Annotated in this window: 24 protein-coding genes; 15 read left to right on the forward strand and 9 right to left on the reverse strand. The window is 72.6% G+C overall.

Going from position 1 to position 22745, the window contains the following annotated elements:
- From F0U47_RS19875 to F0U47_RS19890, 4 genes are all read left to right on the forward strand, one after another.
- Positions 1 to 344 (forward strand): glycosyltransferase (locus tag F0U47_RS19875; RefSeq protein WP_149752236.1); only part of this gene is annotated, 344 nt, incomplete at its 5' end.
- Positions 341 to 1273 carry a lysylphosphatidylglycerol synthase transmembrane domain-containing protein gene (locus tag F0U47_RS19880; RefSeq protein ID WP_149752237.1) on the forward strand — a complete coding sequence of 311 codons (933 nt, stop codon included), beginning with the start codon at positions 341 to 343 and terminating at the stop codon, positions 1271 to 1273. The genes F0U47_RS19875 and F0U47_RS19880, both read left to right, overlap by 4 nt.
- Entirely contained in the window at positions 1266 to 1961 is a 696-nt protein-coding gene (locus tag F0U47_RS19885; protein ID WP_149752238.1) for a RibD family protein, read from the forward strand. Before F0U47_RS19880 ends, F0U47_RS19885 begins: the two co-directional genes overlap by 8 nt.
- Before the next feature lie 5 nt (positions 1962 to 1966).
- A complete protein-coding gene (locus F0U47_RS19890; RefSeq protein ID WP_149752266.1) occupies positions 1967 to 2614 on the forward strand; it encodes a GTP cyclohydrolase II in 648 nt (215 codons plus the stop codon).
- Between the two features lie 9 nt (positions 2615 to 2623).
- On the opposite strand, the gene nhaA is transcribed toward F0U47_RS19890, so the two are convergent.
- Positions 2624 to 4000: a Na+/H+ antiporter NhaA gene (gene nhaA / locus F0U47_RS19895; RefSeq protein WP_223162842.1), complete on the reverse strand. Its 1377-nt coding sequence runs from the start codon at positions 3998 to 4000 to the stop codon at positions 2624 to 2626.
- Positions 4001 to 4121: 121 nt separating this feature from the next.
- On the opposite strand from nhaA, the gene F0U47_RS19900 reads away from it, so the two are divergent.
- The 5 genes from F0U47_RS19900 (at position 4122) to F0U47_RS19920 (ending at position 8181) form a co-directional block, all read left to right on the forward strand.
- Positions 4122 to 4523 (forward strand): phage holin family protein, encoded by a 402-nt coding sequence (locus F0U47_RS19900; protein ID WP_149752240.1) that lies wholly within the window; start codon positions 4122 to 4124, stop codon positions 4521 to 4523.
- 29 nt (positions 4524 to 4552) lie between these two features.
- A complete protein-coding gene (locus F0U47_RS19905; RefSeq protein ID WP_149752241.1) occupies positions 4553 to 5413 on the forward strand; it encodes a fructosamine kinase family protein in 861 nt (286 codons plus the stop codon).
- 42 nt (positions 5414 to 5455) lie between these two features.
- Positions 5456 to 6163 carry a response regulator transcription factor gene (locus F0U47_RS19910; RefSeq protein WP_149752242.1) on the forward strand — a complete coding sequence of 236 codons (708 nt, stop codon included), beginning with the start codon at positions 5456 to 5458 and terminating at the stop codon, positions 6161 to 6163.
- A 7-nt stretch (positions 6164 to 6170) separates the two neighbouring features.
- Positions 6171 to 7595: a sensor histidine kinase gene (locus F0U47_RS19915; protein WP_149752243.1), complete on the forward strand. Its 1425-nt coding sequence runs from the start codon at positions 6171 to 6173 to the stop codon at positions 7593 to 7595.
- A gap of 70 nt (positions 7596 to 7665) precedes the next feature.
- Positions 7666 to 8181: a restriction endonuclease subunit S domain-containing protein gene (locus tag F0U47_RS19920; protein WP_149752244.1), complete on the forward strand. Its 516-nt coding sequence runs from the start codon at positions 7666 to 7668 to the stop codon at positions 8179 to 8181.
- Here F0U47_RS19920 and F0U47_RS19925 read toward each other — a convergent pair.
- Genes F0U47_RS19925 through F0U47_RS19935 form a run of 3 tightly spaced genes read right to left on the reverse strand, consistent with a single transcriptional unit; the run spans position 8178 to position 11970 of the window.
- A complete protein-coding gene (locus F0U47_RS19925) occupies positions 8178 to 9476 on the reverse strand; it encodes an anthranilate synthase component I family protein (RefSeq protein WP_149752245.1) in 1299 nt (432 codons plus the stop codon). The genes F0U47_RS19920 and F0U47_RS19925 overlap by 4 nt on opposite strands.
- The gene (locus F0U47_RS19930; protein ID WP_149752246.1) at positions 9473 to 10042 is read right to left on the reverse strand and encodes an anthranilate synthase component II; all 570 of its coding nucleotides are present in this window, start codon (positions 10040 to 10042) and stop codon (positions 9473 to 9475) included. Before F0U47_RS19930 ends, F0U47_RS19925 begins: the two co-directional genes overlap by 4 nt.
- Before the next feature lie 2 nt (positions 10043 to 10044).
- Entirely contained in the window at positions 10045 to 11970 is a 1926-nt protein-coding gene (locus F0U47_RS19935) for a chorismate-binding protein (RefSeq protein WP_149752247.1), read from the reverse strand.
- A 50-nt stretch (positions 11971 to 12020) separates the two neighbouring features.
- Between F0U47_RS19935 and F0U47_RS19940 the strand changes: the two genes are divergently transcribed.
- Together F0U47_RS19940 and F0U47_RS19945 are read left to right on the forward strand one after the other, a co-directional pair.
- Positions 12021 to 13142 carry a carboxylate-amine ligase gene (locus F0U47_RS19940; RefSeq protein WP_149752248.1) on the forward strand — a complete coding sequence of 374 codons (1122 nt, stop codon included), beginning with the start codon at positions 12021 to 12023 and terminating at the stop codon, positions 13140 to 13142.
- 45 nt (positions 13143 to 13187) lie between these two features.
- Entirely contained in the window at positions 13188 to 13616 is a 429-nt protein-coding gene (locus tag F0U47_RS19945; protein ID WP_149752249.1) for a hypothetical protein, read from the forward strand.
- Here F0U47_RS19945 and F0U47_RS19950 read toward each other — a convergent pair.
- Positions 13613 to 16150 carry a CHAT domain-containing protein gene (locus tag F0U47_RS19950; protein ID WP_149752250.1) on the reverse strand — a complete coding sequence of 846 codons (2538 nt, stop codon included), beginning with the start codon at positions 16148 to 16150 and terminating at the stop codon, positions 13613 to 13615. The genes F0U47_RS19945 and F0U47_RS19950 overlap by 4 nt on opposite strands.
- Positions 16151 to 16274: 124 nt before the next feature.
- Here F0U47_RS19950 and F0U47_RS19955 point away from each other — a divergent pair, with 124 nt between their 5' ends.
- On the forward strand, positions 16275 to 17705 hold the full coding sequence (locus F0U47_RS19955) for a S8 family serine peptidase (protein ID WP_149752251.1): 1431 nt from the start codon (positions 16275 to 16277) through the stop codon (positions 17703 to 17705).
- Positions 17706 to 17733: 28 nt separating this feature from the next.
- Here F0U47_RS19955 and F0U47_RS21385 read toward each other — a convergent pair whose 3' ends face one another.
- Positions 17734 to 18003: a hypothetical protein gene (locus F0U47_RS21385; RefSeq protein ID WP_188111445.1), complete on the reverse strand. Its 270-nt coding sequence runs from the start codon at positions 18001 to 18003 to the stop codon at positions 17734 to 17736.
- 70 nt (positions 18004 to 18073) lie between these two features.
- Between F0U47_RS21385 and F0U47_RS19960 the strand changes: the two genes are divergently transcribed.
- On the forward strand, positions 18074 to 18679 hold the full coding sequence (locus tag F0U47_RS19960; RefSeq protein WP_223162843.1) for a hypothetical protein: 606 nt from the start codon (positions 18074 to 18076) through the stop codon (positions 18677 to 18679).
- On the opposite strand, the gene F0U47_RS19965 is transcribed toward F0U47_RS19960, so the two are convergent.
- Both F0U47_RS19965 and F0U47_RS19970 read right to left on the reverse strand, forming a co-directional pair.
- A complete protein-coding gene (locus F0U47_RS19965; protein WP_149752252.1) occupies positions 18676 to 19134 on the reverse strand; it encodes a hypothetical protein in 459 nt (152 codons plus the stop codon). The genes F0U47_RS19960 and F0U47_RS19965 overlap by 4 nt on opposite strands.
- Complete coding sequence (locus tag F0U47_RS19970) at positions 19131 to 19715, reverse strand: RNA polymerase sigma factor (protein ID WP_149752253.1); 585 nt, start codon at positions 19713 to 19715, stop codon at positions 19131 to 19133. The genes F0U47_RS19965 and F0U47_RS19970 overlap by 4 nt, the downstream gene beginning before the upstream one ends.
- A 143-nt stretch (positions 19716 to 19858) precedes the next feature.
- Between F0U47_RS19970 and F0U47_RS21915 the strand changes: the two genes are divergently transcribed.
- Together F0U47_RS21915 and F0U47_RS21920 are read left to right on the forward strand one after the other, a co-directional pair.
- Complete coding sequence (locus F0U47_RS21915) at positions 19859 to 20239, forward strand: hypothetical protein (protein ID WP_246159714.1); 381 nt, start codon at positions 19859 to 19861, stop codon at positions 20237 to 20239.
- Positions 20236 to 20499 carry a response regulator transcription factor gene (locus F0U47_RS21920; RefSeq protein WP_246159715.1) on the forward strand — a complete coding sequence of 88 codons (264 nt, stop codon included), beginning with the start codon at positions 20236 to 20238 and terminating at the stop codon, positions 20497 to 20499. The genes F0U47_RS21915 and F0U47_RS21920 overlap by 4 nt, the downstream gene beginning before the upstream one ends.
- Here the strand turns inward: F0U47_RS21920 and F0U47_RS19980 are convergent.
- Complete coding sequence (locus tag F0U47_RS19980; RefSeq protein ID WP_149752255.1) at positions 20492 to 22723, reverse strand: HelD family protein; 2232 nt, start codon at positions 22721 to 22723, stop codon at positions 20492 to 20494. The genes F0U47_RS21920 and F0U47_RS19980 overlap by 8 nt on opposite strands.
- Positions 22724 to 22745 lie beyond the last annotated feature (22 nt).

Here is a 22745-nt window from a genome sequence, read left to right on the forward strand (position 1 = left end):
GCGAGCCCTACGGCATGGCCCCCACCGAGGCGCTCGCCCGCGGCATCCCCGTGCTGGTCAGCGACGTCGGGGGCCACGGGGAGGCCGTCGGCCGGACCGCCGACGGCAGCCGGCCCGGCGTACTGGTGCCGCCGGACGACCCCGAGCAGCTCGCCGTCGAGCTCCGACGGTGGCTGCGCAACCACACCACGCGCGAGCGGCTCCGCCGTGCGGCCGCCGCCCGCCGGGCGACGCTCGTCGACTGGACCACCACCGCCCGTCGGGTCGCCACTGCCCTGCAGGAGGCGCTGTCCACGCCGGGTCCCTCGTCCGTGTCCTCCACTGCCACCCCGCGGCGACGATGAACGCAGGCGCCGTCGACCTGTTGGCCTCCCCCTGGGCGCGACTGCTCGGTGGGGCGGCGATCCTCGCCGTGCTGGTCGTCCAGCTCGGTGCGGACCCCTTCGTCGACGGTGTCCGCCACACCGACGCGACCGCGATCCTGGTCGCGCTCGTGGTGACGGCGGGCACGACCTGGTGCTGCGCGTGGCGCTGGAGCCTGCTGTCGAAGGGGCTCGACGTGGCAGTCCCCGTGCGGACGGCGTACCGCCTCTACTACCGGTCCCAGCTCCTCAACGCGACCCTGCCGGGCGGGGTCCTCGGCGACCTGCACCGCGGCCTCGACCACGGTCGGACGACCGGGGCGCTGGGCCGCGGGCTCCGCTCCGTCGTGTGGGACCGCGCCGCCGGGCAGGTCGTCCAGGCCGGTCTCGCCGCGGCGGCCGTCCTCCTGCTGCCTGCCGCGGTGCGCGCGGACGTCGGATGGCTCCTGCTCGCGGTCCTGGGCGTCGTGCTCGTGGCGGCCGTGGTCGTGCCCCCGCGGGTACGCCGCGTGCTAGCCGCTGACCTCCGCGCCGTGCACGGCGTGCGGGGCGGCTGGCGCGTGTGGCCGCGGGTCGTGCTCGCCTCGGTCCTGGCCGCGCTCGGCCACGCGGTCGTGTTCGTCGTGGCCGCCCGCAGCGCCGGGGTGACGATCTCCCTCGCGCACCTCGTCGCCCTCGCCCTGGTGGTCCTCCTCGTCTCGGCGCTGCCGCTCAACGTCGCCGGCTGGGGGCCGCGGGAGGGTGCGACGGCCTGGCTCTTCGCCGCCGCCGGCCTCGGCGCCGCGACCGGGATCAGCGTCGCCGTCGTCTACGGCGTCGTCTCGCTGCTCGCCACGCTGCCCGGCCTGCTCACCCTCGTGCCGCGCGGGGTGCGGGCACCCGAACCTGCGGAGGTGGTCGCCCATGGCTGAGCGTCCCTACACGCTGCTGAGCTGCAGCATGTCCCTCGACGGCTACCTCGGCGGCGCCACCGACCGGCGGCTGCTGCTCTCCAACGACGCCGACTTCGACCGGGTCGACGAGGTGCGGGCCGGCTCCGACGCGATCCTGGTCGGGGCGGCGACCGTCCGCAAGGACAACCCGCGCCTGCTCGTGCGGGAGGCGCACCGGCGCCGCGAGCGGGCAGCAGCCGGTCTCCCGGACTCGCCGGCGAAGGTGACGGTCACCGCCCGCGGCGACCTCGACCCGCGGTGCAACTTCTTCACCGCCGGGGACGGCGAGAAGCTCGTCTACTGCGACACCGACGTCGTCCGCGCGACCCGGGCCCGGCTCGGCCCGCTCGCCACCGTCGTCGACGCCGGGCGCCCGGACCGGCGGATGCGGCGGGTCGGCGAGGACCTCCACGACCGCGGGGTCCGGCGGCTGATGGTCGAGGGCGGCGGGACCGTGCACACGCAGTTCCTCACCGACGGGCTCGCCGACGAGCTCCAGCTCGTGGTCGCGCCGTTCTTCGTCGGCGACTCCCGCGCCCGTCGGTTCGTCGACGACGGCCGGTTCCCGTGGTGCTCGGACCATCGCGCGCGTCTGGTCGAGACCCGGCCGATCGGCGACGTGGTGCTGATCCGCTACGCACTGTCCGACCGGTTCGAGGAGGCGTGACCGCCATGGACCTGCCCGCCGCCTCGATCCGCGCCGAGCTCACCATCCCGATGCAGGTCGCGGACGTCGCGACGACGGCGCGGGTGTTCACCTTCGACGGCCTGGTGGACGGCCGGGAGCACCTGGCCATCGGGCTCGGCTCCTACGCGGCCCCCGTGCACGACGTACCGTCCTCGACCGCTCCCCTGGTGCGCCTCCACAGCGAGTGCCTCACCGGCGACGTGCTCGGCAGCGAGCGCTGCGACTGCGGACCACAGCTGCACGAGGCGATCGATCGGATCACCGACGCCGGCGGCTACCTGCTCTACCTCCGGCAGGAGGGACGCGGGATCGGGCTCTACGAGAAGCTCGACGCCTACACGCTGCAGGACTCCGGCCTCGACACCTACCAGGCCAACGTCGCGCTCGGGCACGACGCCGACGAGCGCGACTACTCCGCCGCGGCGCAGATGCTCCGGACCCTCGGCATCGACCGGCTGCGGCTGCTCACCAACAACCCCGACAAGGCCGCGCAGCTCACCGCCGCCGGCATCGCCGTCGCCGAGCGGGTCCCGACGGCGGTGCACCTGTCGCCCGCCAACGCGGCCTACCTCGCCGCGAAGGCGCGCCGGGGAGCGCACGTCCTCGACGTGGCGCTGTTCCGCGAGCACTGACCGGCTCGGCTACTCCTGCCGGGACGGCGCCGGCCGGCCGGTGAGGGAGAGGACGACGACTCCCGCCGCCGCAGCGACCGCCGATGCCAGCAGGATGCCGACCTTCGCGTCCTCGGCCAGCCCCGGCGCGTCGGGGAACGACAGCCCGGCGATGAAGAGCGACACCGTGAACCCGATGCCGGCGACGAAGCCGACGCCGACGACCTGGCGCCACGTCGTGCGGTCGGGCATCCGGCCGATGCCGAGCCGCACGGCGATGACGCAGGCGAGCACGATGCCGACGGGCTTGCCGAGCACCAGGCCGGCGCCGATGCCGAGCGCGACCGACGAGGTGACCGCCTCACCGAGCACGCCACCACCCAGGGCGACACCGGCGTTGGCGAGGGCGAAGACCGGCAGCACGACGTAGGCCGACGCCGGGTGGAGCTGCCGCTGCAGCCGCTCGACCATCGGCACCGACTCGGCGAGCAGGAACCGCAGGTTGGCGAGCTCCTCCGGGTCCAGGCTGCGGTCGTGCAGTGCCCGCAGGGCGTACTCCCGCGCGACGTCCTCCCTGAGCAGCGCCGACGCCGGGGTCAGCAGCCCCAGCGCGACGCCGGCGAGCGTCGCGTGGACGCCGGACTCGAGCAGCGCGAACCAGACGCCGAACCCGACGACGACGTACGCCGGCACCACCCAGATCCGCAGCAGCCGCATCACGACCACGACGGCGAGGAGCCCGAGCGCCACCGCGAGCCAGACCAGGTCGAGGTCGGCGGTGTAGAAGACGGCGATCACCACGATCGCACCGATGTCGTCGACGATCGCGAGGGTCAGCAGGAACAACCGCGCGGCCGAGGGGATCCGCCGGCCCAGGATGCCGAGGACACCGACCGCGAACGCGATGTCGGTCGCCATCGGGATGCCCCAGCCGGTCGCCGCGTCGCCCCCACCGGCGACGACCGCATAGAGCCCGGCCGGCACGACCATCCCGCCGATCGCCGCGACGATCGGCAGCGCGGCGGTGCGTGGGTCGCGGAGGTCGCCGGCGACCAGCTCGTGCTTGATCTCCAGCCCGACGACGAAGAAGAAGATCACCATCAGCGCGTCGTTGACCCAGTGCTGCAGGGTCTCCTCGACGTGGAAGCCGCCGATCTCGACGCCGAGGTGCAGGTGCCAGAAGTCGAAGTACGACGACGACCACGGCGAGTTCGCCCAGAGCAGCGCGGCGGCCGCGGCCACGAGCAGGAGCACCGAGCCCGCCGACTCCACCCGCAGGAACTCCCGCAGCGGCCGCGCGACGAAGCGCCCGAGCGCGCGGTCGCTCTCCGAGAGCACCGGTCCGGCGGACCAGAGGTCGGCGGAGCCGTCGGGTGCCGTGGATCGAGGGGGCGGTGAGTCGGTCACGGCGGGGCTACCTCGCATCGCTCGGGGTCAAGGGTCGCTGGCATCACGCCGACCAGACTTCCCGGCTCACCTGACTGAGATCCTAGTGGCCGTCGGGAGCGGCTTCGATAGGGTCGTTCACATGGCCGTCGACATGCGCAACGAAGAGCCCACGATCGGGCGTCTGGTCAAGGACGCCCAGACCGACTTCTCCACCCTGATGCGCAAGGAGATCCAGCTCGCGAAGTCCGAGCTGAAGGTGAGCGTGACGGCCGGTGGCTTCGGCACTGTGCTGCTGCTCGCCGCCGCCTTCTTCCTGGTGCTCTTCGTGATCATCCTGTCGGTGGCGGCCGGCTACTTCATCAACTGGAACGGCGAGGGCCTCAGCCTGCACTGGGCGTTCCTGATCGTGGCCGGCTTCTGGCTGCTGGTCGCCTTGCTCTTCGCGCTGATCGGGATCAAGAAGCTCAAGCAGGTCAAGGCGCCCGAGAAGGCGATCGAGCAGGGCCGCGAGATCCCGCGCGCGCTCAAGGGCCAGGCCTGAGCAGTCCCGTGCGCGAGTAAGGGGTCACGATGGCGCGGCAACCGGCGGTCGCGGGACGGGCGGAGCAGCTGCTCGGCACGTCGGTGATCTCGACCGCGCCGGTGGCTGGCGGCGACGTGGCCAGCGCCGTCAAGCTGCGGCTGTCTAACGGCCGCACCGCCTTCCTCAAGACCCTCCCCCAAGCCCCGCCGTCGTTCTTCGAGCGCGAGGCCGCCGGCCTGCGGTGGCTGGCCGAGGTGGACGACGGGGTCGCGACGCCCGAGGTGCTCGGGGTCGACGGCGACTGCCTGATCCTCGCCTGGGTCGAGACCAGCCGGCCCGGAGCCGACGCGGCCGCGTCGTTCGGCCGCGCGCTGGCCCGCACGCACCTCAGCGGCGCGGCGTCGTACGGCGCTGACGCCGACGGCTACATCGGCCGGCTGCCGCTGGGCAACCAGCCGCTCCCCACCTGGGCGGAGTTCTACGTCGAGCGGCGGATCACGCCCTACCTCCGGGTCGCCCGCGACAAGGGGCTCGTCGCGGCCGACGACGCCGACCTCATCGAGCGCGCCGCGGCGCGGGTCGGCGAGATCGTCCCCGACGAGCCGCCCGCCCGGCTGCACGGCGACCTGTGGAACGGCAACGTGCTGTGGAGCCAGGGCGACCAGGTCGTCGTCATCGACCCGGCGGCGTACGGCGGGCACCGCGAGGTCGACCTCGCCATGCTGACCCTCTTCGGCCTGCCGCAGCTGCCCCAGGTGATGGCGGCGTACGACGAGGTCGCGCCCCTCGACGACGACTGGCAGGAGCGGCTCGGCATCCACCAGCTCTTCCCGCTCGTCGTCCACGCCTGCCTGTTCGGCGGCGGCTACGGCGCCCGCGCGGCGAAGGTCGCCGCGCGCTACCTCTGACGCTCTCAGGCGGCGCTCAGCCACCTTGGGCATCATGGGGGGGTGTCCCAGCGTCCGGCCCACCTCCCGCGCGTCCTCGTGGTCGACGACGACCGGGCGGTGCGGGAGTCGCTGCGGCGGTCCCTCCAGTTCAACGGGTACGACGTCCACCTGGCCGGTGACGGCGCGGAGGCGCTGGCGGGCATCGGCGCGATCGCACCGGACGTGGTCGTGATGGACGTGATGATGCCGCGCCTGGACGGCCTCGAGGCGACACGCGCGCTGCGGGCGGCCGGCAACGACGTGCCGATCCTGGTCCTCACCGCCCGCGACGCTGTCGGCGACCGGGTGGAGGGGCTGGACGCCGGCGCGGACGACTACCTGACGAAGCCGTTCGCCCTGCAGGAGCTGCTGGCGCGGCTCCGCGCGCTGCTGCGCCGGGTGACGCCGCACGAGGACGGCGACGAGGAGGAGGTGCTCACCTTCTCCGACCTCACGATGAACGTGACGACCCGCGAGGTCACCCGCGGCGAGCGCCCGATCGAGCTGACCCGCACCGAGTTCACGCTGCTCGAGATGTTCCTGCGCCGGCCGCGGCGGGTGCTCGAGCGCAGCTTCATCCTCGAGGAGGTCTGGGGCTACGACTTCCCCACGACCGCGAACTCCCTCGAGGTCTACGTCGGCTACCTGCGCCGCAAGACCGAGTCCGGCGACGAGCCGCGGCTGATCCACACCGTGCGCGGTGTCGGGTACGTCCTGCGCGAGTCGTGAGCTCGTCATGAGCACGTTCTGGGCCGGCACCGGCCTCGCGGTCGGGCCCGGCCCCGACGGCCGCTGGCACTACCGGCGGTCGCTGGCCAGCCGGGTGATCCTGCTGACGACCATGACCGTCGGGCTGGCGGTCGCCCTGGTCGCCGTGGGTGCCTACGTGACCACCCGGATCCAGATGCAGCAGAGCCTCGACAGCTCGCTCCACGACCGGGCGAAGGCGGCGGCCAGCTCGGACACGCTGCTCGTGGCCTACGAGCGCGGGTTCGACGAGGCCTGGGCCCTCGGGGCGGCGGACGTGCGCATCGCGTTCCTCCGCGAGAACGGGCGCGGCCGGAGCCTCGACGAGGGCGAGCCGCCGATCAAGCTGGGGCAGGAGGAGCTCGCCGTCGCGCAGGGCGAGAGCAGCTACAGCATCCGCACGATCCACATCGCCGGGGAGCGGCACCGGGTGGTCGCCGTACCCACGCAGCAGCCGGGGATCGCGCTGGTGATCGCGCAGCCGCTGGAGGACCAGGACCGGATCCTCTCCCGGCTCGGCTGGGTGACCATCGCGTTCGGCGGCCTCGGCGTGCTCGTCGCCGGCATGGCGGGCTGGCTCGTCGCCAGCAACGGCCTGCGGCCGGTCCGGCGGCTGACCACCGCGGTCGAGCGGATCGCCCGGACCGAGGACCTGGCCCCGCTGCCGGTCGAGGGCGACGACGAGGTCGCGCGGCTGGCGAAGGCGTTCAACCTCATGCTGACCGCGCTCGACGCCTCGCGCGTCCGCCAGCGGCAGCTGGTCGCCGACGCGAGCCACGAGCTGCGCACCCCGCTCACCTCGCTCCGCACCAACATCGACCTGCTCACCATGTCCGGCGGCGACGCGGCTTCACTGCCGGCGGAGGCGCGGGCCGAGCTGATGGAGGACATCCGCGCCCAGATCGAGGAGCTGACCACGCTCATCGGCGACCTGACCGAGCTCGCCCGCGACGAGCCGGTGGCGCCCACGGTGGAGCCGGTGGACCTCGCCGACGTGGTCGACCACGCCGTCGAGCGGGTACGCCGCCGCGCCCCCGACATCACGTTCGAGGTCTTCACCCGCCCCTGGTGGGTGGTCGGGGAGGCGCCCGCGCTCGAGCGCGCGGTCACCAACCTGCTCGACAACGCCGCCAAGTGGAGCCCCGACGGCGGCCACGTCACCGTCCGGCTGAGCGACGGCGTGCTGACCGTCGACGACGAGGGCCCGGGCATCCCGGAGGAGGAGCGTGCCCGGATCTTCGATAGGTTCTGGCGGTCCGCCGACTCGCGCACCCTGCCGGGCTCGGGCCTCGGCCTGGCGATCGTCCGCCAGGTGGCCGACCGGCACGCGGGGTCGGTGCAGGCGACGGAGAACGTGGGCGGTGGAGCGCGGCTGGTGCTCAAGCTGCCGGGAACGGAGAGCGTGGATGCGTAGGCCGCCGCTGGTTGAGGTGCGACGAGCGCAGCGAGGAGCCTCGAAACCAAGGCGGTGGGCAGCTGCCGCCGTGGTCCCCCTGCTGCTCGCCGGTTGCGGTGACGGTGAGGACGTCGGCGCGAAGCCGGACCTCCCGGACGAGACGCCGGCGCTGTGGAACCCCTGCGACGCGCTCGACGCGGCGTTCATCGAGAAGACCTTCGGCACCGTGGCCGAGGAGAACGACGGCGAGCCGGCGGAGCCGGTGTGTCGCTTCGCGCCGGACAAGGAGTCGGGCCAGCCGCTGGTGACTGCCAACTACTCGCTGTTCTCCGGGTCCCTCGCCGACCTCTGGGAGACCATGGGCCAGCCCGACGACGCGAACGTCTCCCAGCCCGACATCGCCGACGCCGACGACGCGCGCGTGGTCGTCGCGGTGGTCAAGCGGCAGCTCTACGTCGACGGGTTCGTCGAGAACGGCGACCTGATCCAGCAGGTCGAGGTCGTCGCACCGCCGCCGTTCGAGCAGGACCGGATCGTCGCCGGGGTGGAGAAGGTGCTGGCCCGGATCGCCGCCCACGCCGAGAAGTCCGGCGCCGGCGACTAGGTGACCAGCGCCTGCAGCAGCCGCTCGGCCTTCCACCGGGTCTCGGCGTACTCCTCCGCCACGTCGGAGTCGACGGTGATCCCCCCGCCAGTGCCAAGCACGTAGTCCCCGCCCGCGGTCAGCAGGCTCCGAATCACGACGCCGAGGTCAGCCCGGCCGTCGCCGGAGACCCAGCCGAACGCACCGGCGTACGCACCCCGCGGCGTGGCCTCGACCGACTCGATGATCTGCATCGTCCGCAGCTTCGGGGCGCCGGTCATCGACCCGGCCGGGAAGAGCGCACGCAGGGCCCCGACCGTGGTGACGTCGTCGCGCAGCCGGCCGCGGACCGTCGACACCAGCTGGTGGACCGACGCGTAGGACTCGACGTCCATCAGCACCGGCACCTCGACGCTGCCGACCTCGCAGACCTGGGACAGGTCGTTGCGGAGGAGGTCGACGATCATCAGGTTCTCGGCCCGGAACTTCGGGTCGGTCGCCAAGCGCTCGCGCGCCGCCTCGTCCTCGGCTGGCGTCGTACCCCGCGCCGTCGTGCCCTTGATCGGCTTGGTCTCCAGGACCCGGTCCGCCGTCACGAGCGCGTACCGCTCCGGCGACGAGCTCAGCAGCCACCCGTCCGCCTCCGGCCGTCCCGGCACCCGGTGCTGGAGGAACCCCGCATAGGGAGCCGGGTTGAGGCTCCTCAGCCGGAGGTACGCCGCCGCCGGGTTCGTCTCGCTCTCCACCCGCAGCCGGTGCGTCAGGTTCACCTCGTACGAGTTACCCGCATGCAGGTGCTCCTGAACCGTGTCGAAGGCCCGCTCGTAGTCGAGGGGTGGTTTCGAGGCTCCTCGCTGCGCTCGTCGCACCTCAACCACCGACGGCCCGGTGGTTGAGGTGCGAGGTGCGCCAGCGCCGAGCCTCGAAACCACCTCCGGGTGCTCGAACAGGCGGATGTGGGAGGGACGCATCCAGATCGCGTCGGGGAGGTCGGGGTCGGGGCGGGCGGGGAGGTCCGGGCGGGAGGCGTAGCCGAAGTAGCCGAACCACTGGTCGGAGGCGGAGCCGGCGGCGAGCTCGGCCTCGAGTACGACGAACGGGTCGTCGCCGACCACGACCGACGAGCCGCCGACGTGGCGGGTGACCTCGCGCCGGGCGGCGTCGTAGGTCAGCGACACGTCGTCGTCGTCGAGCCAGCCGATGATCGAGCGCTGGCGCGACCACTCGCGGGCGCCGCCGCCGTCGAGCCACACGCAGCGGTGGTGCAGTGCGGCGACCTCGGCGAAGGCCTCGGCGGCGTCGGCGCGGGTGCTCATGCACTCTCCAGGAAGTTGGTGACCATCGCGGCGCCGTGCTCGGTCAGGATCGACTCGGGGTGGAACTGCACCCCCTCCTGGGGCAGGTCGACGTGCCGCACGCCCATGATCTCGCCTCCGGCCGTGGCGGTCACCGTGAGCACGTCGGGCATCAGCCGCGCGGCGAGCGAGTGGTACCGCACGGCGACGAAGTCCTGCGGCAGGCCGCGGAACAGGCCGGCGCCGTCGTGGCTGATCCGCGCCACCAGGCCGTGAGCAGGGACGGAACGGTCCACGACGCCGCCGTACGTCGTCACCATTCCCTGCATCCCGAGGCACACCCCGAGCACCGGACGGCGGCCGTCGATCAGCACCTCCCGGCCGACCGAGAAGTCCCGCTCCTCCGCGGGATGTCCCGGGCCGGGCGACAGCACGACGTACTCGTGCCGCAGCACCTCGCCCGGCTCGCACTCGTCGTGCTGCACGACCGTCGGCAGCACCCCCGTCACGCCGGCGACCAGGTGGACGAGGTTGTGCGTGTAGGAGTCGTGGTGGTCGACCACGACGACGTCAGGCGCGCGGCCCATCCTCAGCCGTCGGGCAGGAGCACGGCGGAGACCAGGTCGTGGACGATGTCCCAGCCACGCTCGGTGAGGATCGACTCGGCGTGGAACTGGACCCCGCGGTAGTGCGGGCCGGCCAGCGCGTTGACGTCGCCCGACTCCGGGTCGCACTCGACGGTGACTCCCTCGGGGAGCGGGGTCCCCTCGCCGGCCCTGCCCACGAACGTGTTGTAGAACCCCACCCGCTCACGCCGACCGTTGGCGACGACCTCGGACTGGGTGCCCTGGAAGACGATGTCCTTGTAGCCCAGCGGGATCCCGAGCTCGTGGCACAGCGCCTGGTGGCCCAGGCACACCGCGAGGAACGGCCGCTCCTGCTCCAGCAGCGACCCGACCGCGTGCCGGAGCGCAGCCATCTTCGGGTCCTGGTCGTCGCGTGGGTCGCCAGGTCCCGGGCCGACGATGACCAGGTCGTAGCCGTCGAGGCAGCCGGGCTCGTAGTCCTCGTGGCGTACGACGGCAGAGCTCATGCCCATCACCGCGAGCAGGTGGCGCAGCATGTTCACGAACGCGTCCTCGCCGTCGAGGATCACCACGCTCTTGCCGGCCAGCCGCGGGTCCGGCGGCGTGCCGGCCTGGTCGGTCAGCCAGAAGCCGCTCAGCCGGCGGTTGCGGGAGTTGAGCGAGATCAGCACGTCCTCGTCGGCCGCGAGCGCCGCCAGGTCGACGCCGTGCTCCGGCGCGGGCGGCACCAGGCCGAAGGCGGACAGGATGCCGCCTGCCTTGGCGTGCGTCTCGGCGACCTCGTAGGCCGGGTCGGAGTCGCGGACCAGTGTCGCGCCGGCGGTCACCTTCAGCCGGCCGTCGAGGTCGACGTCGGCGGTGCGGATCACGATCGGGCTGTCGATGACCGGCAGCCCGTCCTCGTCGCGGCCGATCACGGCGAGCGCGGCGCCGTAGTAGCCCCGGCCCTCCGGCTCGTACTGCTTGATCAGCCGGCACGCGTTCTCCACCGGCGACCCGGTCACCGTGGCGGCGTACATCGTGTCCCGCAGGATCTCGCGGACGTCCCGCCGGCTGCGACCGGCGAGGAGGTACTCGGTGTGGATCAGGTGCGTCATCGGCTTGAGGAACGGCCCGAGCACCTGGCCGCCCTCGTGGCAGATGTCGCACATCATCTTGAGCTCCTCGTCGACGACCATGAAGAGCTCGTAGATCTCCTTCTCGTCGCGGAGGAACTCCGCCAGCCGGGTCTCGATCCGGCGGTCGTCGCCCTCGGGAGGACGCACCCGGAAGGTCCCGGAGATCGGGTTCATCCGCACGTCGCCGCCGTGGACGCTGACGTGGCGCTCGGGGCTGGCGCCGACGAGGTAGCGGTCGCCGGTGAAGAACAGGAACGTCCAGTAGGCGCCGCGCTCGCGCTCGAGGAGCCTGCGGAAGACGCTCAGCGCCTTGTCGGGTCCCCAGTCCGCGACGACCGCGCGGTAGTGGCGGCCGACGACCAGGTTGGCTCCCTCGCCCTGCCCGATCTCGTCCTTGATGATCGCGTCGACGACCTTCGCGTAGTCGGTGTCGTCGACGTCGAAGCCGCCCCGGTCGGCGAGCTCGATGTCGCCGTCGTCGATCGCGTCGACGACGTCGGCGACCGAGAACTCGTGCTCGGTCTCGACGTCCACCACGACCAGCGGCGTGCCGTCGTCGTGCGCCTCGAAGCCGCGCTCGGCCACCTGGCGGAAGGGTACGGCGACCAGCCGGTCGCACAGCCGCCCTGGCGGCGGCGCGCCCTCCTCGAGCGGGATGTCCATGATCGAGTCGGCGACCCAGCGCCGGCCGCCGAGCAGCCCGACCGTGTCGCGGTCGCCCGCCCGGGTCGAGCGCCGGATGATGGCCCACGCCTCGTGTCCCTGGATGGCCGTGATGGCGTCCCGGGCTGAGGTGGGGGGCTGACTCATGGGTGAAGCCTAAGCGGCTCAGGCCGTGCCCCCGTGGGTACCTCGCAGCCGTGGAACCACGGACGATCGGTGTCGAGGAAGAGCTGCTGCTCGTCGATCCTGCGACCGGCAAGGTCTCGCCGCGGTCCCAACGCGTGCTCAAACGGCCCACCGGCCATCCGGTCAGCTCGGAGGAGGACCTCGACAAGGAGCTGTTCCGCCACCAGCTCGAGACCCGGACCCCTCCTGCCGCGGACCTCGGCGAGCTGCGCGCGCACCTGGTGCGGCAGCGCCGCGCCGCCGGTGAGGCCGCGGAACGCGCCGACGTCGTCACGGTGGCGGCGGGGACGAGCCCGATGGCGAGCGGTGACCCTCAGGTGACCCGCGACGACCGGTATCTCGCCATGCTCGCGAGGTACGGCGAGGTCGCCCGCACCGGCGGGATCTGCGGCATGCACGTGCACGTGCACGTCGACTCCGACGAGCAGGGGGTCGCCGTGATCGACGCCCTGGCGCCGTGGCTCCCGGTGGTGCTGGCCATCAGCGGGAACTCGCCGTACGCCCAGAGCAGGGACACGCACTACGAGTCCTGGCGCTCGCTGCTGTGGGCGCAGTGGCCGACCGCCGGCCCGACGGCGCCGTTCGGCTCGCTCGCGGGCTACCGCGAGGTGAGTGACCAGATGATCGCGTCGGGGGCCGCCCACGACCGCGGCATGCTCTACTTCGACGCGCGGCTGTCGGTGGACAACCCTACGGTGGAGGTGCGGGTGGCGGACGTGTGCGCCGACCCCGACGACGCCGTGCTGATCGCCGCACTGGTGCGGGCCCTGGTGATGGCGATCGCGGACACGGATGCAGACGTCGCGCGCAGGCCGGCCTGGCGGGTGGAGCTGCTGCAGGCGGCGAAGTGGCGTGCCGCCCGGTTCGGGCTGTCCGACCGGCTCCTGAACCCGACGACCATCGAGCTCACCCACGCGCGCGACGTGCTGGGGCTGCTCATCGAGACCGTGCGCGAGCCGCTCGAGGCGTGCGGTGACATGGCGTTCGTCAAGGAGGCGCTGGAGCGGGTGCTCGCGGGCGGAGGGGCGAGCCGCCAGCGGGCGGCGTACGAGCGCAGCGGCGGCAGCATCGCCGCCGTGGTCGACGACCTCGCAGTGCGCACCAACGCCTGCTGGCGGACGACAGGCTGGTAGGACGACGACATCGACCAGAACATCGACCAGAACCTGGAAGGGATCATGGGACCCAGCGAGGACCACACCCGGCCGGACGGCACCGACGACCTCACCGTCGAGGCGCTCGGCAACATCTCCGAAGCGCTGGAGGCGGTGGAGATCGCCCGCGGCCACCTCTACACGTTCCACCGGCTGTCCGGCACCGCCGACTTCACCCTCGGCAAGGGCGTCCGGCAGCTGCGCGAAGCGGGCCACAGCGACCTGGCCGACCGCTTCGAGCGCGAGCTGGTCGGCCGCAACGTGCTGGAGGGACGGTGGACGTTCCAGATCGTCGAGGAGTACGACGACGGCTACTACACGCTCTTCAAGTCGCTCGAGAAGATCGCGCGCGACGCCCTCGTCGAAGGCCGGCGCCACCTCTACGAGGCGGAGCTGAAGGAGGGCCGGCGGACCCACGGCCGCGACGGGCACGAGGCGAGGCCCGGGTCCTAGACACCGAGAGCGACGAACGCTGCGGCGGTGCCGGTGGCGACGGGGTCGTCGGCCGCGGCGCGCCGGACGTCCCGCAGCGCGGTGGCCGGGTCCCTGCCCTGACCGAGCGCGTCGTGAAGCCCGACCATCAGGTCCGCGGTGGCGGCGTCGTTGACCTCGGCGACGCTGCTGACCAGGCCCGCGGTGCCGATCGAGAACAGCGCGGCCGCGAGGCCGAGCAGCTCCTGGGCGCCGACGGGAGCGAGCACGCCGGACTCGCAAGCGGAGAGCACCATCCGGTACGGCGCGCGCCGCAGCCGCTCCAGGTCGTGCACCGTGAGCGGGCCGTCGGCGAGGTCGAGCGACGAGAAGAGCGGGCTGTCGGCCCGGAACCTGCCGTGGGTGGCGAGGTGGGCGAGGTCGGCCCCGTCGAGCTGCTCGAGGACGGCGGCGAGCGTGGCGCCGGCACCGTCGAGGAGAACCGCGTCCGGGTGGCGCTCGGCCAGGACCGGCACCTCCGCTCCGCCCGACTCCAGGCCGGGTCCGGCCACGAGGAGGGTACGGCGCCGGCGCGGTCGTCGTACCGACTTGGCGCGGAGCCACTGCCCTGCCGACGGGACGACCCCGAACGGCCGGTCCTGGAGAGTCGGGAGCAGCGACCAGGCCAGGCCGTGCAAGCGTGCTGTCGGTGCGAGCGTGACCGGGCCGTCGGGGATGAGGCGCGCGGCGTCGCCGAGGATCGCCTCCTGCAGGCGGCGGCCGAGGTCGGCGGTGCTGGCGGGACGGCCGCGGGACGCTCGCCGGAGGAGCATCCCGGCGGGGCCGAGCAGGTCGGCCACCTCGGCGGTGGTGCCGGCGACCTTGCGCCGGACCCTGCCGTCGTGGACGACCAGCACGTGCAGCACCCCGTCGACGTCGACCAGCTCGACCAGGCACCCCTCGCCGACACCTGCGACGATCTCCTCGGCCGACGCCGGCCGCTGCGGGTCGGAATCGGCCGCCGCCTGGGTGTGGTGCTCGGTGCGCACGGCTCTTTCGAGGCGGAGCCGCTCCTTCTCCAGCTCCTCCGTCGGCTCCCCCGCCTGCCGCGCCTCGGCCAGACGGCGTCCGTTGTCGCGAAGCGCGGCGAGCGAGGCGGGGATGGTGGCCGCGTCACTCGTGGCCGGCGGCTGCGCGAGGGCGGTGGCCCTGGTCCGCTCGCTCCACCGGAGGAGCGTCCGCGGGTCGTGGGCCGCATGCCGGAGCGCGACCTCCGTCAGTTCCTTGCCGTGGGTCGTCGCGAGCGCCCTGAGCTCCGAGCTCCCCATCAGCCGCCGGTGCTCGTCGATGGCGTCGAGACCGGCCGTGCACGCGCGAAGCAGGCCGCCCCGGTCGTGGCGGTCCTCGCACTCCAGCGCTCCCGCCAGCCATGCGCTCGCCCGCACCACGCCGTTCGCGCGATCGCGATATGCCAGTGCCCGCCCCAACAGCTGCCGGCGATTCTCGGCGGCCGCGACTCGTCCCGCGAGCACGAGTGCGACAGGGGCCTCGTCAGCGCGTTCGTCATCGAGGGATCGCGCAACAGCTGCCGCTCCCCTCCCGAGTCCCGAGCGGTCATCGAGGGCATACCTGGCTTGGATGCCGACGAGCTGTGCCCGAAGGCGGTACCACCGGCGCTGCTGACGGCGCAGGGACACGGTCGCGTCCTCGGCGACAGCGCGCGCACGCTCTGCATCGCCAGCAGCCAGAAGTGCCGCCGCCCGGAGCAGGTCGAACTCCGCCTGCTCCAGCACCGGCAGCCTCTCTCGATCGACGGTGGTCTCCAGGAGCGCGGCGGCCTCCTCCGCTAGTCCGACTGCCAGATACGCCGTGGCGTGGCCCACGACGGCGACGAACCTCATGGGCTGCTCGACCTTGCGGTAGCCGTCTGCGACATCTGCGTAGCGGGAGAGCCCGCTGACGAGGTCGCCCCGTGCGATCGCGATCTCGGCCAGGTTCTCAAGCGCGGTCAACCACTCCAACGTGCTGCCGAGCGCTGTGAAGATCTCTGCCGCCCTGCGTGCCTCGACCTCCGCCGCGTCGAGCCGACCCAGTCGGAGCTCGAGGTGGCTGAGCCAGGTCCTCGTCCGTGCCTCCCAGTGCTGGTTCTTCAGATCGACGACATCCTCGAGCGCTGCGCGCATCTCCGGAACGGCATCGTCGTGCCGGCCGAGCAACGCGAGCACCCCGGCCTTGCGCATTCTGATCGTCGCCCCAACCTCACCCCCTGCGCCGTCGAGGGCCTTGTCGAGCGCTTTGAGCGCAGCCCGGGTCCGTCCTGCGTAGGCCAAGGTCCCGCCGTAGGTCGCACGGATGTCTCGCTCCCGGTCCGCGGAGCCGGATGCGCGAGCGGCCCGGATTCCTCGTCGAAGCTCGGCGATCGCCTCCTCCGTCCGCCCCTTCTCCCGAAGGGCGATACCGAGACACTGGTGGGCGTACGACCGGGTGAGGTCGTCAGGACCGCCGGCCAGGATGATCTCCGCCTCGCGACGCCCGCGATCAGGATCTTCGATCGCCAGGTCCAACAGATCCTGCATCGCCGCCTCGAGGGTTCTCGGGGTTTCCCCTGTTTACGGGCGTCTTCGGGCAGGACTACGTTAGCGCCGCTCGGGAGACTCGGCCCGCGCATGATCCCCCACCCTGCTCTCGTCGAGGTGCACCATGAGTGACTCCCCCCGCCCGAGCTTCTCCCTTCGCGATCTCCTCTCGAAGATTCGGCGTCGCTTCCCCTGGCCCCCGATCAAGCCACCGATCACCGCGCCGGACCAGGACCGCCTCGCCCGAGACCGCGCACGCGCGCAGGTCGACGTCATCAGGAAGGCATTCGCCAAAGCATTCGGAGACGACGTCGCCGTGGCCGGACCGGAAGGTCCTCGTCGCGCTGAGGACGACGCCGACGTGAAGTACTTGTACCACCCGCGCCGGCTGTTGGTCCGAGACGGCGATGACTTCGAGGCCCTCACCAGGTTCTTCACCGACCCCGACCGGCACGAGATGTTCGAGGGAGAGCCCAGGCGCGTCAGCGAACCGGTCCCGGGGAAGCTGGTGGTCGTCGAGGTCCCGGTGCGCAGGGACGGCGCTGACGATGTCCTGGCGACCCTCGACGACATCGACGAGGCCTTTCCGGAGCGGGCCGAACGGCGCGAGCCGCTCGCGGCACCCGATCACGTCCTCTACGTCACGGCGGTCGGGAAGCTGTGCCCCGAGACCGAGCCCGAGGTACCGCGGGGGCTCGATCCCGTCCCTCCCCGTGCGACCGACGAGTCAGCGGGGGCAGAAGTGCGAGTCGCGGTCGTCGACACCGGCTGGTGGAAGGCCGCAGCAACGCACCCCGCGACCGACTGGATCTCGGACGTGACCTCCGATCCGGAGGACGAGGAGGTCCTCGCCGGGTCCACGATCCACGAGTACGCCGGACACGGCACCTTCGTGGCGGGCGTCGTCAAGTGCGTAGCACCGAAGGCCCGGGTGGAGATCGAGGGCGCATTGACCCATGGCGGCGCTGTCTACGAGTCGCAGATCTGTGAGCAGCTGCAGGAAGCGCTGCACGACAATGACCTTCCGCAGATCGTCAGCATCTCTGCCGGAACCCACACCCGGAACAACATGGGTCTGCTCGGTCTTGAGATCCTGGCGGCGCACAAGGGCCTCGACGACGGTGTCAAGACGATTGTGGTGGCGGCTGCCGGCAACGACGAGACCGACGACGAGTTCTACCCCGCCGCGTATCCCTGGGTGATCGGCGTCGGCTCGGTCGACCCCGACGGCAAGCGGTCCGACTTCTCCAACTACGGAAAATGGGTCAAGGCCTACGCCCGGGGGCGGGACCTGGTCAACGCGTTCCCGAAGGGCACCTACACCTGCCACTACCCCGAGAACAAGGACCCGGTCACCGGAGCTCCCGACGTGCGCCAATTCGACGGCCTGGCCCGCTGGAGCGGCACATCGTTCGCGACGCCGATCGTTGCCGGTGCGATCGCGGCCCACATGAGCGCGACCGGCAATCTGGTCGAGCCGTGGAGAGCCTGGCAGGAGCTCAGCACCGCTGCCCCAGCGGGCCCTGACGGCACACCTCTCATCGGCCCCCTCTGAAACGCGCTGAGGGTGCGGTGCGCCGGCACTATTCGCCGACGAAGCACACCCTAAGCACTTCAATGCTCCGCTTGTTTTCACAGGGCGCGCGGGGGCAGGTGTAACCGGCGACGACGATGGCGACGGGACCCCCATGTCCCGCGTCAACCAGCGCCACCTGGAGTTCCCATTCGCCGTACAGTGCGGCGTCATCGCGCGTCGCCAGCTCCTCGAGCAAGGTCTCACCGACAACGACATTGAGCGGATGGTGCGGCGGCGGGACCTGACGGTCGCGCACCGCGGGGTGTACGTCGACCACACCGGCCCCCTGACCTGGCGGCAGCGGGAGTGGGTGGCTCATCCCGCTGCCGGGCACCCGGCTCCACCCGATGACCCTCCTTCAAGAGCGCGTGGACTGGCGGGCTGCACCGCCGAGGCTGCGGGTGGCGGAGGCGGTCATCGACGTGATGTCGCAGCGCATCAAGGACGACGACGTCGCAGGCGCCTTCGCAGCGCTCACCCACGCCTGTTTCGCCACGACCAGTGCCGAGCGGGTCGAGAGGTCCCTCGCCAGACGGTCCCGGGTCCCGGGTCGCGCGCTCATCAGCGACCTGCTGGCGGACCGTCGTACGGGCGCCTGCTCGGTCCTCGAGCGCGGCTACCTGCACCGCGTCGAGCGACCGCACGGCCTCCCACGCGGGTCGCGACAGAGATCGAGCACCGCGACGGGGCAGCGGACCGACCAGGACGTCCGTTACGAGCAGTACGGCGTCGTCGTGGAGCTCGACGGCCGGGCGATCCACGACAACCCGCAGGCCTGGGACGTCGACGCACGCCGGGACCTGGCGGAGCTCGCGACCACCGACGCGGTCACCGCCCGGGTGACCTACGGGCTGGTGTTCGGCGGCCAGTGCGAGACGGCGTACTGGATCGGGCGGATCCTGCGCCGGCACGGCTGGAGGGGCGAGCTCACACGCTGCCCGCGGTGCGCCTAGATCGTCGCCCACGGGGTGGTGAGCGACCAGCCGGCGCGAGCGACGACGAAGCGCACCGAGCCGGCGCCGACCGAGTCGAACCGGAAGAACCCCGAGGCGTCCGCTTCCACGGTGCGGTCCTCGGAGTCGGGGCGCTGCAAGGTCACCGTGGCGGGACCGGAGTCGTCGGTGTGCTCGTCGATGACCTCACCGAGTACGACGTCGCCGTCGACCTCGACCTCCAACGTGACCGCGGCGCGGCGGAACGAGAGCATCCGCGGGGCGTCACCACCGGAGCGGACGGCGGCACCGGCGTCCAGGGCGGAGTCGTGGAGCAGCTCGGCCAGCTCGGCGTCGACGGTGCGCCAGGTGAACGCGGCGCGCGCCGCGGCGCGGCGGCGGTCGGACACCTCCGCCTCCTCGGCGACGGCAGCGGCGAGCTCGGCCATCAGCTCGTCGTCGTTGCGCTCACTCATACGACACCTCCCACCGGGTCGGGGCCGAGGCCGCGCAGGGCGCTGGTCCTCCGCAGCTGGTCGAGCGCACGGGCGCGGGTCGGGCCGATGCTGCCGATCGGGATGCCGAGCCGGGCGCTGATCTCCTCGTAGCCGACGGGTGGGTCGGCGAGCAGGAGCAGGAGCAGGTCGCGCCGACCAGCAGGGAGCTCGACGAGGGCCTCGCGAAGCGCGTGCCGGCGCTCGGCGGCGAGCAGCTCCTCGTCGGCGACGTCGTGCGCCACGGCGTCGAGGCCGCCGCCCTCGAGCGGGTCGATGGGGCGCATCCTGCCGCGCGCGGCGAGGACGCGCAGGCACTCGTTGCGCGTCGTCGTACGGATCCAGCCCGGGAGGGCGTCCGGCTCGCGCAGCGCGCCGAGGTGCTCGACGAGGCGGAGCCACACCGTCTGGCTGACGTCGTCGCCGTCCGCCTCCGACAGTCGGTGCCGTCGGATGATCGCCCCCACCAGTGGCAGGAACCGGTCGACGATGGCGTCCCAGGCATGTGCGTCCCCCTCCCGCGCCGCGGGGACGAGCTTCGCGAGCGGCTCCGTCGTGTCCATCAGGTGCATCGTCCCGCAAAGAGGAGCGTCGGGACAGTGCCCGTGATACGTCCAGATTTCGTGTATCAGGCGGACGGGCCGAGCCCTCCTCCTTCCGTCAACGCAGCGGTGACTCCCCACCGCTCCCCCGGAAGGACTCAGCAATGACCTGGCAAGAGACTCACGAGCGGACCCGCATCATCCGAGAGGTCGAGGCGGTCGCCGCGGCCGACATGTCCGGGGCGCTGCCCTGGCGCGACGAGTGGGCGCCGTACTTCGGCAGCCCCGAGGGCCTCCTCAAGGCGCTCCGTGCCCGCTGGAACCGCACGTGCGAGGCCCAGCTCGACGTCCGCACCGGCGAGGACGTCCTCCACGACACCTACGCCCAGCTGCGGCGCACCCAGGCCGGCGTGCTCGCCATCCTCCGCAAGGCGAGCGAGGTTCCGTCCGGTGCCGGCGCCCAGGTGTTCGCCCTGACCGGCGCCTCGCTGGTCCCGACCCCGCGCCGGAGCCGCAGGTTCCGCGGCGGCCCGATCCTGCCGTGACGACGGTCGCCATCGACGCGCGGGCACCGGGGTCCGCGCGTCGGCTCGACCGGCTCTCACGGCGGGAGCTCGAGGTGCTCCGCCTGATCGCGGAGGGCCTCTCCAACGCCGCGATCGCGGCCGAGCTCTACCTCGCCGCCAAGACGGTCGAGACCGTCTGCGGCAACATCTTCCGCAAGCTCGAGCTCTACCCGTCCGACGACGTCAACCGCCGGGTGCTCGCGGTCCTCGTGCTGCTGCGCGAGACCCGGCTCAGCTGATCGTGGTGAGCAGCTGCGTCGCGCGGGTGAGTACGACGTAGAGCGTCGCGCGGCCGGTCGCTGACTCGGCCTCGATCTCGTCCGGCCGCACCACGATGATGCCGTCGAACTCGAGGCCCTTGGTGTCGAGGCCGGTGAGGACGACCACCCGATCGTCGCCGGGCGGCGGGACGGCCGAGTCGATCGCGGCGCGCGCGCCCTTCGCGTCGTCAGCCAGCTCGGGCCACGAGGCCAGCCACGCGTTGACCTCCGAGCGCCGCGCGGCGGGCACGACGATGCCCACCGTGCCGGCGACCTGGCGGGCGATGTCGACGACGACCTCGCGGGTCGTCGCCTCCAAGTCGGCGCCGTCGGCCGCGACTATCTCCGTCGGCGGCACGCCGGTGCGGCGTACGGCGTCCGGCAGGTCCGCGTCGAGACCGACCCGCCCGGCGTACGCCGCGGCGAAGTCGTAGATCTCCGCGGAGTTGCGGTAGTTCGTCGACAGGTGGAAGTCGTGCGACTGCTTGCCCTCCAGCGCAGCTGCGCGGGCGGCGGCTGCCTCCTCAGGGGCGGGCCAGGACGACTGGGCCGGGTCGCCGACGATCGTCCAGGAGGCGGTGCGACCGCGCCGGCCGACCATCCGCCACTGCATCGGGGTCAGGTCCTGCGCCTCGTCGATGAGCACGTGCGCGAAGCCGTCGTCATCGATGCTGTGGGTCGGCGGCGCCCAGGCACGGCCGGACGGGGCGTACTCCCGGTCGGCGGCGGTCATCAGCTCCTGGATGTCGACGGCGCCCTCGATGAGCGCGAGCGGGTCGTCCCGCTCGTCGTCGGCCTTCTGCGGCACGTCGCCCAGCGCGTAGCGCAGCTCGTCGAGCAGCGGCACGTCCTCGATGGAGAGGTCACTGGTCGGCGCTGTCCCGGTGGTCGAGCCTGTCGAGACCCACGACTTCAGCAGCAGCCGCTGCTCCTCGGTCGACAGCACACCCTCGGCCACCCGGGCGAGGAACTCGGGGTCGCGCATCCACGACAGCACCGTCGGTGCGTCGAGCGGCGGCCACCAGGCGAGCGCGAAGTCGAGGAAGTCGTCGCGCGAGAGCATCTCGTCGTCGAACTTCTCCCGGCCCTCCTCGCGACCGCGCTCGCCGCGGACCTGGCGCCACATCGCGTCGAGCAGCGCGGCGGACACCCGCGGGAGCTGCTTGTTGCGGCGGCCCTGCGACATCAGGTGACGGCGGACCCGGCCGAGCGCACCGCGGTCGAGCACGATCCGGTCGTCGCGCCAGAAGACCCGGAACTCCGTCGGGCTCCCGGGCGCCTGCTGGCGCGCGGCCCGCCGCACGACCTCGGCCATCCGCTCCGAGCCCTTCACGTCGGCGACGGCCGGCTCGTCGTGGCGGGTGGCGCGGACGCCGTCGACGACCTCGCCGAGGGAGCGCAGGGCGACCGCGGTCTCGCCGAGCGACGGCAGCACCCGCTCGATGTAGCGCATGAAGACGCCGGACGGGCCGACGATGAGCACGCCGCCGGACTCGTAGCGGCGGCGGTCGTTGTAGAGGAGGTACGCCGCGCGGTGCAGTGCGACGACCGTCTTGCCCGTGCCCGGGCCGCCCGAGATGGAGACGACGCCCTTGCCGGGAGCCCGGATCGCCTTGTCCTGCTCGGCCTGGATGGTCGCGACGATCGAGTGCATCGACCGGTCGCGAGCCCGGGACAGCTGTGCCATCAGCGCACCCTCGCCGACGATCGGCAGGTCCCGGCCGGCGGCCTCGGCGTCGGAGTGGGCCTCGGCGTCGAGCAGCTCGTCCTCGACGCCGACGACCCGGGGACCCGTGCAGCGCAGGACGCGGCGCCGGATCACCTCGCGCGGCTCGGCGGCGGTGGCCTGGTAGAAGACGGCGGCGGCGGGCGCCCGCCAGTCGATGAGCATCGAGTCGTGGTTGTCGTCGCGCAGGCCGATCCGGCCGACGTACCGCGGCTGCGGGTCGACGGCGTCGGTCATGTCGAGGCGCCCGAACACCAGTCCCTCGTGGGCGGCGTCGAGCTGCGCGATCCGCTTCGCGGCCTGGAAGACCATCGCGTCACGCTCGACGAGACCGCCCTCGTGACCGAGCCGCCCGCGGGAGTGGCCCTCCTTGGCCAGCTGCTGCGCGGCCTTCCCGGCCCGCTCGAGCTGCAGGTACACCCGGTCCACGAAGGCCTGCTCCGACGCCACCTCGCGATCGACGAGCTCCTCTGCCACCGATGCTTCCCCGCTGTCTTCC

It is taken from the genome of Nocardioides antri (assembly GCF_008373765.1).
Classification (GTDB): Bacteria; Actinomycetota; Actinomycetes; order Propionibacteriales; family Nocardioidaceae; genus Nocardioides; species Nocardioides antri.

Coding starts and splice junctions, on each gene's coding strand:
- F0U47_RS19880 (WP_149752237.1), top strand. CDS start 341: ATGAACGCAGGCGCCGTCGACCTGTTGGCCTCCCCCTGGGCGCGACTG.
- F0U47_RS19885 (WP_149752238.1), top strand. CDS start 1,266: ATGGCTGAGCGTCCCTACACGCTGCTGAGCTGCAGCATGTCCCTCGAC.
- F0U47_RS19890 (WP_149752266.1), top strand. CDS start 1,967: ATGGACCTGCCCGCCGCCTCGATCCGCGCCGAGCTCACCATCCCGATG.
- F0U47_RS19900 (WP_149752240.1), top strand. CDS start 4,122: ATGGCCGTCGACATGCGCAACGAAGAGCCCACGATCGGGCGTCTGGTC.
- F0U47_RS19905 (WP_149752241.1), top strand. CDS start 4,553: ATGGCGCGGCAACCGGCGGTCGCGGGACGGGCGGAGCAGCTGCTCGGC.
- F0U47_RS19915 (WP_149752243.1), top strand. CDS start 6,171: ATGAGCACGTTCTGGGCCGGCACCGGCCTCGCGGTCGGGCCCGGCCCC.
- F0U47_RS19925 (WP_149752245.1), bottom strand. CDS start 9,476: ATGAGCACCCGCGCCGACGCCGCCGAGGCCTTCGCCGAGGTCGCCGCA.
- F0U47_RS19930 (WP_149752246.1), bottom strand. CDS start 10,042: ATGGGCCGCGCGCCTGACGTCGTCGTGGTCGACCACCACGACTCCTAC.
- F0U47_RS19935 (WP_149752247.1), bottom strand. CDS start 11,970: ATGAGTCAGCCCCCCACCTCAGCCCGGGACGCCATCACGGCCATCCAG.
- F0U47_RS19945 (WP_149752249.1), top strand. CDS start 13,188: ATGGGACCCAGCGAGGACCACACCCGGCCGGACGGCACCGACGACCTC.
- F0U47_RS19950 (WP_149752250.1), bottom strand. CDS start 16,150: ATGCAGGATCTGTTGGACCTGGCGATCGAAGATCCTGATCGCGGGCGT.
- F0U47_RS19955 (WP_149752251.1), top strand. CDS start 16,275: ATGAGTGACTCCCCCCGCCCGAGCTTCTCCCTTCGCGATCTCCTCTCG.
- F0U47_RS19960 (WP_223162843.1), top strand. CDS start 18,074: ATGACCCTCCTTCAAGAGCGCGTGGACTGGCGGGCTGCACCGCCGAGG.
- F0U47_RS19965 (WP_149752252.1), bottom strand. CDS start 19,134: ATGAGTGAGCGCAACGACGACGAGCTGATGGCCGAGCTCGCCGCTGCC.
- F0U47_RS19970 (WP_149752253.1), bottom strand. CDS start 19,715: ATGGACACGACGGAGCCGCTCGCGAAGCTCGTCCCCGCGGCGCGGGAG.
- F0U47_RS21915 (WP_246159714.1), top strand. CDS start 19,859: ATGACCTGGCAAGAGACTCACGAGCGGACCCGCATCATCCGAGAGGTC.